The sequence below is a fragment of the Nocardia niwae NBRC 108934 = DSM 45340 genome, assembly GCF_001613465.1.
In the GTDB taxonomy this organism is placed as follows: Bacteria; Actinomycetota; Actinomycetes; order Mycobacteriales; family Mycobacteriaceae; genus Nocardia; species Nocardia niwae.
On record NZ_BDCK01000017.1, the window covers coordinates 135379 to 147734 of the forward strand.

Here is a 12356-nt window from a genome sequence, read left to right on the forward strand (position 1 = left end):
GGCATCATGCTGGTCGCCGGGTTCGTTCTGCTCGCCGCTCTCTCGGCTCGTCGCCGTCGGATGAGCCGGGTTCGATTCTTCTCGAGCGGCTTCGGAATTCTCGCCACCATGTGCGGGTTCGGATCGTCATCCTGGTGCCCGGACCCGCGGGGCAGGTCTGTTCGCCGGGATGACACCTCGCGAACTCGGTCTGCCGTGTTGTGGGTGCCGCAACGGCGAGCCGGGGCAAGGCCGCCGGAACGCGGGTGCTCGCGCCGAGAAACGGACCGGCCGGAATTCGTGGCCGCCAGGGCGGCGACGTGCGCGAACACGGCGGCTCCCTGTCGGTGGCCTCCGCTAATGTGCGATGGGTGAGTGACAGCGACAGCGCGGCGGCCCCGGCGACGGCAGAGCAGCGGGTGGAGTGGCAGCAACTCGCGGACGAGGTGCGCGAGCACCAGTTCCGCTACTACGTCCGGGACGCGCCGATCATCTCCGACGGCGAGTTCGACGCGCTGTTGCGGCGGTTGCAGGCCATGGAGGACGAGCACCCGGATCTGCGCACGCCGGATTCGCCGACCCAGCTCGTCGGCGGCGGCTTCGCCACCGATTTCACCGCCGTCGACCACCTCGAGCGTATGTTGTCGCTGGACAACGTGTTCGACATCGACGAGCTGCGCGCCTGGGCCGCCCGGGTGGAGGCGGAGACCGGGCCGGACCTGCACTACCTGTGCGAAGTCAAGATCGACGGCGTCGCGCTGAATCTCGTCTACCAGAACGGGCGGCTGGTGCGTGGCGCCACCCGGGGCGACGGACGCACCGGCGAGGACGTGACGCTCAACGCGCGCACCATCGACGACATCCCCGGCGAGCTGACCCCCAGCGACGAGTTCCCGATCCCGCAGCTGCTGGAAGTACGCGGCGAGGTGTACTTCCGGCTGGAGGACTTCGAGACGCTCAACGCCGCCATCGTGGCCGAGGGCAAGCCGCCTTACGCCAACCCACGCAATACGGCGGCCGGTTCACTACGTCAGAAGGACCCGTCGGTCACCGCGCGGCGCAGGCTGCGCATGATCTGCCACGGTTTCGGCCGCATCCAGGGCTACACGCCGACCTCGCAGTACGAGGCCTACCGCGCGCTCGCCGCGTGGGGCCTGCCGGTGTCCGAGCACACCAGACGGGTGCGGGGCATCGACGCGGTGATCGAGCGGGTCGCCTACTGGGGCGAGCACCGGCACGACATCGAGCACGAGATCGACGGCCAGGTCATCAAGATCGACGAGACCGCGCTGCAACGCCGCCTCGGCTCGACCTCGCGCGCACCGCGCTGGGCGATCGCCTACAAGTACCCGCCCGAGGAAGCGACGACCAAGCTGCTGAACATCCAGGTGAACGTGGGCCGCACCGGCCGCGTGACGCCGTTCGCGGTGATGGAGCCGGTATCCATCGCGGGGTCGACGGTCGCGATGGCCACCCTGCACAACGCCGCCGAGGTCAAGCGCAAGGGTGTGCTGATCGGCGACACGGTCACCATCCGCAAGGCGGGCGACGTGATTCCCGAGGTGCTGGGGCCGGTGGTGGACGCGCGTCCCGAAGACGCGCGCGAATTCGTCATGCCGACGCACTGCCCCGAGTGCGGCACCGAACTGCGCCCGGAGAAGGAGGGCGACGCCGACATCCGCTGCCCCAACCAGCAGTTCTGCCCGGCGCAGTTGCGTGAGCGGGTCTACCACGTGGCCGGTCGCGGCGCTTTCGACATCGAGGCCCTCGGTTACGAAGGCGCGATCGATCTGCTGAAGTCCGGCGCCATCACCGATGAGGGCGACCTGTTCGATCTGGACGAGGCGACGCTGCTCACCACCTCGCTCTACGCCAACAAGAACGGCAGCCTCTCCGCCAACGGCAAGCGGCTGCTGGAGAACCTGGCCGTCGCCAAGGACCGGCCGCTGTGGCGAGTGCTGGTCGGCCTGTCCATCCGGCACGTCGGCCCCACCGCAGCGCGCGCGCTGGCCGCCGAATTCGGCAGCTTGGAGCGTATCGAGGCGGCGTCGGGGGAGGAATTGGCCGCCGCCGACGGCGTCGGCCCGACCATCGCGGCCGCCGTCGCGGAGTGGTTCACCGTGGACTGGCATCGCGCTGTGGTGGCGAAGTGGCGGGCCGCGGGCGTGCGGATGGAGGACGAACGCGACGAGTCCATCGAGCGCAACCTGGAGGGCCTGTCCATCGTGGTGACCGGTTCGCTGCAAGGCTTCACCCGCGACGGCGCCAAGGAGGCCATCCTGATGCGCGGCGGGAAGGCCGCGAGTTCGGTATCGAAGAAGACCGCGTTCGTGGTGGTCGGAGACGCGCCCGGCTCCAAGGCCGCCAAGGCGGAGGAACTCGGCGTGCCGGTTCTCGACGAGGAGGGTTTCCAGCGACTGCTGACGGGTGGGCCCGAAGCGGTCGCGCCGGAGACGGCGGCAGAGGACGCCGACGCCGAGGAGGGCCTTGACCTGAAGATACGTTGAGGTATGAGGATCGACCGGTAGGCGACTACAGGAGGTCATCATGTCTCGTCCTACCGCATTGATCACCGGCGCGTCGGCCGGATTCGGCGCGGCGCTCGCGCGGGCGCTGATCGAACAGTGGTGGCGGGTCCTGGGGACCGCGCGTCGTGCCGACCGGTTGACGCGAGTGGCCGCCGCATCGGGCTCCGCGTTCGTCCCGGTTCCCGGTGACGTCACCGACCCGGCGGATCGTGCGCGCCTCGCCGACGCGGTACGCGAGGCGGGCGAACTCACTCTCGTGGTGAACAACGCCAGCCGCCTCGGGCCGAGTCCGCTGCCTCGCCTCGCGGACTACCCGCTCGACGAATTGGAGCGCGTGCTGCGCACCAATGTCATAGCGCCGCTGGCGGTTCTGCAGTTCACGCTGCCACTGCTGCGCCCAGGCGGCGCCGTGGTGAACATCAGCTCCGACGCGGCGTCGGAGCCGTATCCCGAATGGGGCGGATACGGGTCGTCGAAAGCGGCGCTCGACCAGCTCACGGCGATTCTCGCGGCCGAGCATCCGGACCTGTCGGTCTACGCCTTCGATCCCGGTGACATGCGCACCGAGATGCATCAGGCGGCATTTCCCGGCGTCGACATCTCCGATCGGCCCGAGCCGGAGACGGTGGTGCCCGCGCTGCTGCGGCTGCTCGCGGAGAAACCCAGGAGCGGGCGTTACGCCGCAGCGGATTTCGTCGCCGGGCGGGCGTCGTGACGGTGCGCACCACCCTGCCGTTCTTCGACCTGTCCCCGGAACGCGATGCCGCCGCCCCGCCCGAGGCCCGGGGGCTGGCGCGCGACGACGTGCGCCTGCTCGTCGCCGATCCGGAACTGACCCATTCACTGTTCCGTGAGCTACCGGACCGGCTGCGCCCCGGCGATCTCGTGGTGGTGAACAACTCGGCGACCATGTCGTCGGCGGTCGACGCCACGCTGCACGGCGAGCCGGTCGTACTGCACTTCTCGACGTGGCTGGACGACGGCCGCTGGGTGGTGGAGGTCCGGACGACGCAGCGCACTCCCTATCCGGCCGAGCGGCTCTCGTCCGGGACCGTGCTGCGACTGCCGGATGCCACGGCGACTCTGGGTGCGCCCTGGCTCCCCGGCGGACGGCGCCTGTGGAGCGCCGACGTCTCTGCCGACGTGCCTCGATTACTGGCCGCGCACGGCCGTCCGATCACGTATTCCTATGTGCCGCAGCGATGGTCGGCCTCGTATTACACGACTGTCTTCGGTCGGGTGCCGGGTAGCGCGGAAATGCCCAGCGCCGCACGCCCCTTCACCGAGCGTCTGGTGCTGGATCTGATCGCCGGGGGTGTCGCTCTCGCGCCGATCACGCTGCACACCGGCGTCTCCTCGCCCGAGGCGGGCGAGCCGCCGAGCCCGGAGCGATTCGCCGTCCCGGCCTCGACGGCGCGGCTGGTGAACGCCACGAAAGCCGCGGGCGGACGCGTCGTCGCGGTCGGCACGACGGTGACGCGGGCGCTGGAGACCGCCGCCGAACCATCGGGGCTGGTCCACGCCACGCACGGGTGGACCGACCTGGTGCTCGGGCCGGAACGGCCGGCCCGCGTGGTGGACGGTCTGATCACAGGGTGGCACGCCCCCGGCGCGTCACACCTGGATCTTCTGGTCGCGGTGGCGGGGGAGTCCACCGTCGCCGCCGCCTATGCCGCGGCCGTGGACACCGGCTATCTGTGGCACGAGTTCGGCGACAGCGCTCTGCTGTTCGGCGGCAGCGGGCTCAGCTGACCGTGACCGTGGCGCCCAGCTGGCCCGCGATGTCGAAGCGTCCGCAGCGGCCGTCGCTCAGGTCGAGCTTCTGGGTGATGATCTTGCCGCGGCGATTCTTGAACGTCGCCTCGGCGGTCACGTCGGCGGACGACGTCGAGCACACCTTCGACACCACGCCGGGCGGGTCGTAGCTGACCGTCCCGCCGCCTTGGCAGGTGTTCGTGCTGTTGGCCAGGAACACACGTGCGGAGCCTTCCGGGCACGGCGCGTCCGCCACCGCCTCCGGCGCCACGACCAGCGAGCCCAGCGCGAGCGCGGCGACGACGGAGCTTCGAACCACCACACGACGAACCGTCGATCCCATCGTTACCCTCATCCCATCGAACAACTTCGGCAGTACGCCACGGCGAAACCGCAGCGTGCAGGCATGCTAACCCGCTATCGCACCTGCTGTCCCGGTGACGGTTGCCGGGCTACGGAGAGAACAGCAGGTCATCGACGGCCAAGTGGGTATCCGCATAGCGGACGGGGATGCTGTCGCCGGGACGGTTCGACTGCGAGGGGAACGGAGGTGTGAGATGGTGCGGATCGCGGAGGCCACCGGGCTGATGTCGCCTCGCCGTGGCGCGGACGGAAGTATGGCGGCATGCTGCGCAGTTTTCAGGTGACCAATCACAGATCGCTGGCCGATGAGCAGGAGTTGCGGCTCACCAAGGGGAGCGGACCGGTGGCCGTGCCGGTGACCGCCGTGCACGGCGGGGCGGCGGCGGGCAAGACGAACCTGATCGATGCGCTCGGGCAGATGCGCGACGCGGTGCTGCATTCGGTGACCGGCTGGGATCCGTACGCGGGTCCGGTGCGTTCGCCGCATCTCGGATTCCCCGACCGGCCTTCGGAATTCGTGGCGGCGTTCGTCGCCGAGGGCGTGCCCTACACCTACGGCTTCCGGTTGGACAACGCCGATGTGACGGCGGAGTGGTTGCACACCCACCCGCGCTCGCGTAAGCGAATCGTGTTCGAGCGCAGCGGGGAACAGATCAAGATCGGCCCGATGTTCGAGGCGGCCCGCTACGGGATCACCGCGCTGGCTCCGCTGGTCCGCCCGAACGCCCTGCTGCTCAGCCTCGCCGGGCAGATGTACTCCGACGCGCTCGTGCCCGCCTACCGCTGGTTCGAGTCCATGCTCGAGGTGCAGCGCGGCCCCGCCGAACCCGACGCCATCGCCCACCGGCTGGGCAGCCACGTCTCCCGGTCGGCGGACAACGCGGCGCGGCTGCTGATGTTGCTGCGCACGGCCGAGTTGGGCATCACCGACCTGCTCGTCGCCGAGCACGACCCGATGTACGCCGACTACCTGCGGGAACTGGACGCCGACATCGCGGGCCTCGGCAAGCGGATCGACCTGTGCGCCACCTCGCCCGGCCATGCCGACCAGTTGCTGCGCGACAGCGGCCTGACCCCCGTGCTGCTCGAGCGCGAGCTGACCAACCTGAAGGCGGCGCGCGACGCCCTGTACGCGCGGATGGTGGCCCGGCGCGGGGTCGGCCTGCGCCTGGTGCACGACAGCATCGACGCTCCGTTCGAGATCGGAGACGAGTCCTCCGCCACGCTGTCGTTGCTGCGCGTGCTGCCCGCCATGCTCGACGCGCTGGACGCGGGCCGGGTGCTCGCCGTCGACGACATCGGCTCCTGCCTGCCCGCCGAGGAGACCGATCGACTGATTCAGCTGTTCCAGAATCCGGAGACCAATGTCCGGGGCGCCCAATTGATCTTCACGACCGGCAACCGGCTGCTGATCGATCGGGGCAACGGGCGTTCGCAGCGCACCCGCACGTCGGTCTGGCACATCCGGCGCACCGTTCACGGCACCAGCGAGCTGGCGGCGGTGTGACGCGCACCTAGCATGGGGACATGCTGGAGTTCGTCGCGCTGGTGACCCTGACTGCGGTGCTGGTGTCGCTGATCGTGTTCGCCATCCGCGGCAGGCGGGGCTATGCGCCGGCGCAGCCGGAGGAGGGGACGCTGTACGTCACCGGTGTGAGCCCGCGCCCCGACGCTCCCGGGGAGCAGTACGTGACCATCACCGGAAATCTGAGCGGCCCCTCGGTCTCCGGCAAGGTCGTATACGGCCGCTTCGTCTGGGACACCAGATCCTGGCCGCACACCGGCGATCTGCTCCCCGTCGTCTATCCGGCGGGCAAACCCGACCGCTGGCAGATCGCTCGTCCAGGTTGATCGACCGCCCGCTGCTCGCGGGAGGGCTCCTCGTCGCGGAGGGTGAGCAGGCCGCGCACACGGCCTGCGGTATGCGACTCCGCAGGAGCGCGGACGTGCCGTAGCCCACGTTATGGCCGATGGCATCATGCCGGGTATGGATGTGCGGGACGCGGGCGTCGTCGTTCGGGCGGCGCGGCCGGAGGAGTACGCCGCGGTCGGTGAGCTGACCGTGGAGGTCTACGTCGGCGAGGGCTACGTGGAGGCGGGCAGCTGGTACGCGGGCGAGCTGGCCGACACCGCCCGCCGTGCCGCCGCGGCCGGGGTCCTGGTCGCCACGCACGCGGACCGGATCGTCGGCTCGCTCACGGTCGCACCGGCCGGGAATCCGTACGCGGAGATCGCGCTGCCGGGTGAACTCGAGTTCCGCATGCTCGCCGTCGCGAAGACCGCGCGCGGACTCGGCGCGGGAACGGCGTTGGTGCGCACCGTGATAGAGCGTGCCCGTGCGGAGGGGTGCGCCGCGGTCGCGCTCACCACCATGCCCGCGATGGTCGACGCCCGCCGGATCTACGACCGCTTCGGCTTCCGTCCTGTGCCGAGTCGCAACTGGCGGACCAGCGCCGGGGAGTTGCTGCACGTGCTCCGCCTACCACTCGACCCTGCCGCGTCGCCCTAGATCTCCTTCGCAGACGCGCCGTCTACCGGGAACCGCTCGGGCGCGCCGAGCGCGGAGCGCGCGAGTCGAGCGCGCGACTTACGGGCTGGAATTCCTCCCGGCCTCGATCGGGGTGGCCTCACCGTGCCGGGACCCTGGTGGGGGGATACGCACCGAAATTCGCGCAGACGAAGGCACCGACGGCGCGAAAGTTTCAGCGCCGCGAAGCGAATCAGCCGAGGACGGTGGCGACGATCCCCGCGAGGTAACCCAGCCGGGCCACCTCGGAGGGTCGGAAGTCGGGTCCGCCCGGCCTGCCGAGCAGCAGGACCTTGCCGGTGTTGCCGAGCGGAGCGGCGGCCAGCTTGGTGTCCATGTCCCGCCAGATCTCCGGCACCCAGTCCGCTTCGGGATCGAGCACGCTGGGCTTCTCCAGCGGCATCCACGGCGCCGAACCCGCCTGCGTCTGCGGCGCGCTGGGGCTGCCGACCACGCGGTAGGCCCCTTGCGGACCGATGTCGATGATCGTGCTCCAGCCGACCCGCAGCACCCGCGGCACACCGTCCACCAGGACTTGCATCCGGTCGTCGCGCGCGCTGGCCACATGGTCGATGAGTTCGAGCTCGCGATGGGTGTCCAGCACGCCGGAGTACGGACGGATCGAGTCCACGTGCACGTCGCCGATCGACTCGGCGGCGGTGATGAGGGTGTCGGGGAGTGCGCCGGAGGGCACCTCGACGACCAGATCGTCGACGGCGTAGCCCGCGCCGCGCTCGACCACATCCAGGGAGAGGATGTCGGCGCCGACGGAGCCGAGCGCGAGGGCGAGAGCGCCGAGGCTTCCCGGTCGATCCGGAAGTTGCACGCGGAGCAGATACGACACGTGCGTTTCCTTTCTTAGGGCGGCCGAGGCTGGAGAACGAATACCCGGGTGACGCAATACTTACACCCCTTACGGCCGGTTATCGAGTCGAAGACCGTCCAGTGACGCACGCCACTCGGCGAATTCGCGCGCGGGCGGCGTGTCGGGCTAGCGCGCGCGGCTGTGTCGCCGCCCCGCGAAGATTGCCGGAGGCCTGCTGGGCGACGCTCGCGCCGCCGCGCCGACGAAGCGCGGGTGGCGCACGGCGACCAGGTCACCGGTGGCTAGGCTGTGTGGGTTGAGCAGTGTTCATAACGAAGCCGAAAGGGGTCCCGCGGTGCCCGCCATCTCCCGCGACGAGGTCGCACACCTCGCCCGGCTGTCCCGGCTCGCGCTGTCCGATGCCGAACTGGATCAGTTCGCCGGACAGCTGGATTCGATCCTGAGCCACGTGCGGACCATCTCCGAGGTCGCCGCCGCCGACGTCCCGGCCACGGCATCGCCGAATCCGGCGACCAACGTGACCCGGCCCGACGAAGTGGTGCCGGGCCTCACCCCGCGTGAGGCGCTGTCCGGCGCGCCCGCGGTGGAAGAACAGCGGTTCATGGTGCCGCAGATCCTGGGAGAGGGCGAATGAACGCAGCATCGCATCGCGATTCGACCGGGGGCGGTGGCCGGGCGACGGGTGGGCGCGACCTGACCGGGCTGTCCGCGGCCGAGCTGGCCGAGAAGATCCACGGTCGCGAGCTGTCGTCGGTGGAGGTCACCCAGGCGCACCTGGACCGGATCGCCGAGGTCGACGGCGAGTATCACGCCTTCCTGCACGTCGCGGGTGAGCAGGCTCTGGCGGCCGCTGCCGCGGTGGACGCCGCGCTCGGCTCGGGCGCCGCGCCCGCCTCGCCGCTGGCCGGAGTTCCCTTGGCGCTCAAGGACGTGTTCACCACCACGGACATGCCGACCACCTGTGCGTCGAAGATCCTCGAGGGCTGGGTCTCGCCCTACGACGCGACGGTCACCAGGCGGTTGCGCGAGGCGGGCATCCCGATCCTCGGCAAGACCAACATGGACGAGTTCGCGATGGGCTCCTCCACCGAGAACTCCGCCTACGGCCCCACCCGCAACCCGTGGGACACCACCCGCATCCCGGGCGGCTCGGGCGGCGGCTCCGCGGCGGCGCTGGCTTCGAACCAGGCGCCGCTGGCCATCGGCACCGACACCGGCGGTTCCATCCGCCAGCCCGCGGCCGTGACCGCGACCGTCGGCACCAAGCCGACCTACGGCACGGTGTCGCGCTTCGGTCTGGTCGCCTGCGCGTCGTCGCTGGACCAGGGCGGTCCGTGCGGACGGACGGTGCTGGACACCGCGCTGCTGCACGAGGTGATCGCGGGATACGACCCGCGTGACTCCACCTCGCGCGACGTACCGGTGCCGCCGGTGGTGGCCGCCGCGCGCGCGGGGGCGCAGGGCGATCTGCGCGGCGTCAAGATCGGCGTGGTGAAGGAACTGCACTCCGACAGCTACCAGCCCGGCGTGCTCGCCTCCTTCGACGCCGCCGTGGCGGTGCTGAAGGATCTCGGCGCCGAGGTGGTCGAAGTGTCCTGTCCGCACTTCGAATACGGGCTGTCGTCCTACTACTTGGTGATGCCGTCGGAGGTGTCGTCCAATCTCGCGCGGTTCGACGCCATGCGTTACGGCCTGCGCGTCGCCGATGACGGGCAGCACAGCGCCGAGCAGGTCATGGCGGCTACGCGTGCGGCCGGCTTCGGCCCAGAGGTCAAGCGGCGCATCATGATCGGCACATACGCGCTGTCGGCCGGTTACTACGACGCCTACTACGGCCAGGCGCTGAAGGTGCGCACGCTCATCGCCCGCGACTTCGACCAGGCCTACGAGCAGGTCGACGTGCTCGTCTCGCCGACCAGCCCGTTCACGCCGTGGAAGCTGGGCGAGAAGGTCGACGATCCGCTGGCCATGTACCTCTCGGACCTGTGCACCCTGCCGACCAACCTGGCGGGGCACCCGGCCATGTCGGTGCCCTCGGGTCTGAGCAAGGACGACGGCATGCCCGTCGGCCTCCAGATCATGGCTCCCGCCCTCGCCGACGACCGCCTCTACCGGGTGGGCGCGGCCTACGAAGCCGCGCGCGGCCCCATCGCCTGACCTTCGACGCGGAGCCGCTCGATCGCGCACCGGTTGCGCGGAAGCGGGCGGCTCCGCGATCGTCATGCGGGCCAGGTGAATTCCGGGTCGTCGGTGTAGTCGCGACGGCGCTGATCCAAGGCGAGTGCCACCATCTGGTGCGCGCCGGGCCCGATGATCTTGCGCAGCGGGGGGTTCGGCATGTTCACCAAGGCGATCAGGCCCGCGGCGCCGACTTCCGGCGGCGCTTCGGTCCATTCGGGCTCCGTGCCGGTCGTAGCGTCCGGCGCGGATTCGGCTGAGGGCGTGGTGGCTTCGCCTTCAGGCCGGGCGTCGGTCGAGCCGGTGGAGGCGTTCGCGGCGTCACCCTCCGTTGCCGGGTAGTCCGGCATGCCGAGGATGCCGCCACGCAACTGGGCATAGGCGGGAATGCCGGTGGCGAACCGCATGCTCGATTTGGCCCAGTCGGTGTCGAAGCCGCCCAGTTGCGCGAGCGTGACCCGGATGCCGAAGGGGCGCAACTCGTCGGCCAGCGCGGCGCTGAATCCCTCCAGGGCCCATTTGCTCGCGTTGTAGAGGCCGAACAGAGGAAGGCTCCCCACGGCTCCGACCGTGGAGATCTGCACGATGTGCCCGGAGCCCTGGGCGCGCAGATGCGGCGCGGCCGCCTGCGAAACCCACAGCGCGCCGTAGAAGTTGGTGTCCATCTGGTCGCGGATCTGCGCTTCGGTCAGCTCCTCGATGGCGCCGACCAGGCCGTAGCCGGCGTTGTTCACGATCACATCGATGGCGCCCGCCGTGGCGAACGCCTTTTCCACAGTGGCGATCACGCTCTCGCGGTCGCGGACGTCCAAGGGCAGCACGGTGAGACGGTCGTCGGTGAGGTCTGTCAGGGACTCGGGGTCACGGGCGGTCGCGACGACACGGTCACCCTGAGCGAGCGCGGCCGTCGTGAATGCCCGGCCGAGTCCGCGGCCTGCGCCGGTGATGAACCACGTTCTGGTCAAGAGAGATCCTTTCGTAACGAGACGGTCCGTCTCGTTCGAAAACCATGCCAAGTGGATCCCGACTTGTCAAGACGAGACGTTTCGTCTCATTTGATGTAGGGTGCGGGCATGGCCGATACCCCGACCGCCGCGCGCCGCAGCGAGCGTGCCCGTGCTGCGATCCTCGCCGCGACGAGCGAGCTGATCCGTGAAGTGTCCTACGCGAAGCTGAGCGTCGAGGCCATCGCGGCCCGTGCCGGCGTCGGCAAGCAGACGATCTACCGCTGGTGGCCGTCGAAGGGCGCGGTCGTCTTCGACGCCATGCTCGAATCCGATTCGGGCCCGGCGGGTCCGGCCTTGCCCGACACCGGCGACGTCGCGGCCGACCTGCGCCAGTTGCTGCGCGGTTCGATCGGGGCGCTCACCGATCCCGGCTTCGAGTCCTTCCTGCGGGCGATGTACATCGAGATCCAGCAGGACGCGGAGCTGGCCGCGGCGTATCGCGAGCGTCTGCTGCTGCCGCAGCGTGCCGCCATCGCCGACCGCCTGACCACCGCCGTCGCCGCCGGGGAACTGCGTGCCGGACTCGACCTCGAACTCGCCACCGATCTGCTACTCGGCCCGACGCAGATGCGGTGGTCGCTGGGGCTCGGCGGGCTCACGGAGGCGTACGCCGATGCCGCGCTCGATGCCGTGCTGGCCTATTTGCGCGCGTGAGGACGCGTCGTTCGCGGGGCCGGTTCCGACTCGGCGGCCTCAGGAAGCGCGCAGCTTTTCGGCTTGCTCCTTGATGCCATCGGTCATGCCCTCGAAGCCGCGCCGTAAGTTCTTGCCGAGCAGCGCGACGACCACGGGATGCAACCATCCGCCGAGTTCGAAGTGCGAATCGTAGCGAGTGCGGTCGTCGGCCAGCGGTGTCACGGTGTGCGAGCGCAAGCTGTGCAGTGCGCCCGGAGGCACCGGTTTCATCGAGTAGCCGAGCTCGCGGCCGGGGGTGTGCGAACGAATCCATTCCCGCTGCTTGCGCGGGCTCGCCCCGGAGACGCGGACGAGCATGTCGATCGGCTCGCCGGGCACCAGCGAGCTGTGGCACTCCGTGACGAAGGGATTCCACTCGCCATAGCGCGGGAAGTCGGTGATCACCTGCCACACCAGAGCGGCGGGTGCGTCGATGTCGGCGGCGAGGTCGATGACGAAAGCCATGCAGGAATTAGAACATGTTCTAGGCGGTGGGGCGTGTGCGCCGCGCCGAACGG

Annotated in this window: 13 protein-coding genes; 9 read left to right on the plus strand and 4 right to left on the minus strand. The window is 70.0% G+C overall.

Translation table 11 applies throughout. The features are described 5' to 3' along the window. The first annotated feature begins 350 nt into the window (after positions 1–350). From ligA to NNI01S_RS09555, 3 genes are read left to right on the plus strand one after another with little or no spacing between them, the layout of a single operon-like run. Positions 351–2486, plus strand: a complete 2136-nt coding sequence (gene ligA / locus NNI01S_RS09545) for an NAD-dependent DNA ligase LigA (protein WP_063019863.1) — start codon at positions 351–353, stop codon at positions 2484–2486. Positions 2487–2526: 40 nt separating this feature from the next. Then, a complete protein-coding gene (locus tag NNI01S_RS09550; protein ID WP_063019675.1) occupies positions 2527–3222 on the plus strand; it encodes an SDR family NAD(P)-dependent oxidoreductase in 696 nt (231 codons plus the stop codon). After that, positions 3219–4259, plus strand: coding sequence for an S-adenosylmethionine:tRNA ribosyltransferase-isomerase (locus NNI01S_RS09555; protein ID WP_063019677.1), 1041 nt, complete (start codon positions 3219–3221; stop codon positions 4257–4259). The genes NNI01S_RS09550 and NNI01S_RS09555 overlap by 4 nt, the downstream gene beginning before the upstream one ends. Here NNI01S_RS09555 and NNI01S_RS09560 read toward each other — a convergent pair. Further along, complete coding sequence (locus NNI01S_RS09560) at positions 4252–4584, minus strand: hypothetical protein (RefSeq protein WP_157114676.1); 333 nt, start codon at positions 4582–4584, stop codon at positions 4252–4254. The two genes, NNI01S_RS09555 and NNI01S_RS09560, sit on opposite strands and share 8 nt — an antisense overlap. A 303-nt stretch (positions 4585–4887) precedes the next feature. Between NNI01S_RS09560 and NNI01S_RS09565 the strand changes: the two genes are divergently transcribed. The 3 genes from NNI01S_RS09565 to NNI01S_RS09575 all read left to right on the plus strand — a co-directional run bounded on the left by NNI01S_RS09565 (position 4888) and on the right by NNI01S_RS09575 (position 7134). After that, positions 4888–6132, plus strand: coding sequence for an AAA family ATPase (locus tag NNI01S_RS09565; protein WP_063019681.1), 1245 nt, complete (start codon positions 4888–4890; stop codon positions 6130–6132). A gap of 20 nt (positions 6133–6152) precedes the next feature. Further along, positions 6153–6476: a hypothetical protein gene (locus NNI01S_RS09570; RefSeq protein ID WP_063019682.1), complete on the plus strand. Its 324-nt coding sequence runs from the start codon at positions 6153–6155 to the stop codon at positions 6474–6476. A 127-nt stretch (positions 6477–6603) separates the two neighbouring features. After that, the gene (locus tag NNI01S_RS09575) at positions 6604–7134 is read left to right on the plus strand and encodes a GNAT family N-acetyltransferase (RefSeq protein ID WP_084488688.1); all 531 of its coding nucleotides are present in this window, start codon (positions 6604–6606) and stop codon (positions 7132–7134) included. 211 nt (positions 7135–7345) lie between these two features. Here NNI01S_RS09575 and NNI01S_RS09580 read toward each other — a convergent pair whose 3' ends face one another. Continuing rightward, entirely contained in the window at positions 7346–7996 is a 651-nt protein-coding gene (locus NNI01S_RS09580; protein WP_063019683.1) for an ACT domain-containing protein, read from the minus strand. Between the two features lie 316 nt (positions 7997–8312). On the opposite strand from NNI01S_RS09580, the gene gatC reads away from it, so the two are divergent. Further along, positions 8313–8612, plus strand: coding sequence for an Asp-tRNA(Asn)/Glu-tRNA(Gln) amidotransferase subunit GatC (gene gatC, locus NNI01S_RS09585; protein WP_063019684.1), 300 nt, complete (start codon positions 8313–8315; stop codon positions 8610–8612). Next, entirely contained in the window at positions 8609–10135 is a 1527-nt protein-coding gene (gene gatA, locus NNI01S_RS09590) for an Asp-tRNA(Asn)/Glu-tRNA(Gln) amidotransferase subunit GatA (RefSeq protein ID WP_063019685.1), read from the plus strand. The genes gatC and gatA overlap by 4 nt, the downstream gene beginning before the upstream one ends. A gap of 62 nt (positions 10136–10197) precedes the next feature. On the opposite strand, the gene NNI01S_RS09595 is transcribed toward gatA, so the two are convergent. Continuing rightward, positions 10198–11121 carry an SDR family NAD(P)-dependent oxidoreductase gene (locus tag NNI01S_RS09595; RefSeq protein WP_063019686.1) on the minus strand — a complete coding sequence of 308 codons (924 nt, stop codon included), beginning with the start codon at positions 11119–11121 and terminating at the stop codon, positions 10198–10200. Between the two features lie 108 nt (positions 11122–11229). On the opposite strand from NNI01S_RS09595, the gene NNI01S_RS09600 reads away from it, so the two are divergent. After that, positions 11230–11817 carry a TetR/AcrR family transcriptional regulator gene (locus tag NNI01S_RS09600; protein WP_063019687.1) on the plus strand — a complete coding sequence of 196 codons (588 nt, stop codon included), beginning with the start codon at positions 11230–11232 and terminating at the stop codon, positions 11815–11817. Positions 11818–11856: 39 nt separating this feature from the next. On the opposite strand, the gene NNI01S_RS09605 is transcribed toward NNI01S_RS09600, so the two are convergent. Beyond that, positions 11857–12303, minus strand: coding sequence for an SRPBCC domain-containing protein (locus tag NNI01S_RS09605; RefSeq protein WP_063019688.1), 447 nt, complete (start codon positions 12301–12303; stop codon positions 11857–11859). Positions 12304–12356: the final 53 nt, after the last annotated feature.

What these genes read in the sequence shown, in the direction of transcription:
- NNI01S_RS09600 (WP_063019687.1), top strand. Translation starts at nt 11,230, where the DNA reads ATGGCCGATACCCCGACCGCCGCGCGCCGCAGCGAGCGTGCCCGTGCT.
- NNI01S_RS09570 (WP_063019682.1), top strand. Translation starts at nt 6,153, where the DNA reads ATGCTGGAGTTCGTCGCGCTGGTGACCCTGACTGCGGTGCTGGTGTCG.
- NNI01S_RS09575 (WP_084488688.1), top strand. Translation starts at nt 6,604, where the DNA reads ATGCCGGGTATGGATGTGCGGGACGCGGGCGTCGTCGTTCGGGCGGCG.
- NNI01S_RS09565 (WP_063019681.1), top strand. Translation starts at nt 4,888, where the DNA reads ATGCTGCGCAGTTTTCAGGTGACCAATCACAGATCGCTGGCCGATGAG.
- NNI01S_RS09550 (WP_063019675.1), top strand. Translation starts at nt 2,527, where the DNA reads ATGTCTCGTCCTACCGCATTGATCACCGGCGCGTCGGCCGGATTCGGC.
- gatA (WP_063019685.1), top strand. Translation starts at nt 8,609, where the DNA reads ATGAACGCAGCATCGCATCGCGATTCGACCGGGGGCGGTGGCCGGGCG.
- NNI01S_RS09605 (WP_063019688.1), bottom strand. Translation starts at nt 12,303, where the DNA reads ATGGCTTTCGTCATCGACCTCGCCGCCGACATCGACGCACCCGCCGCT.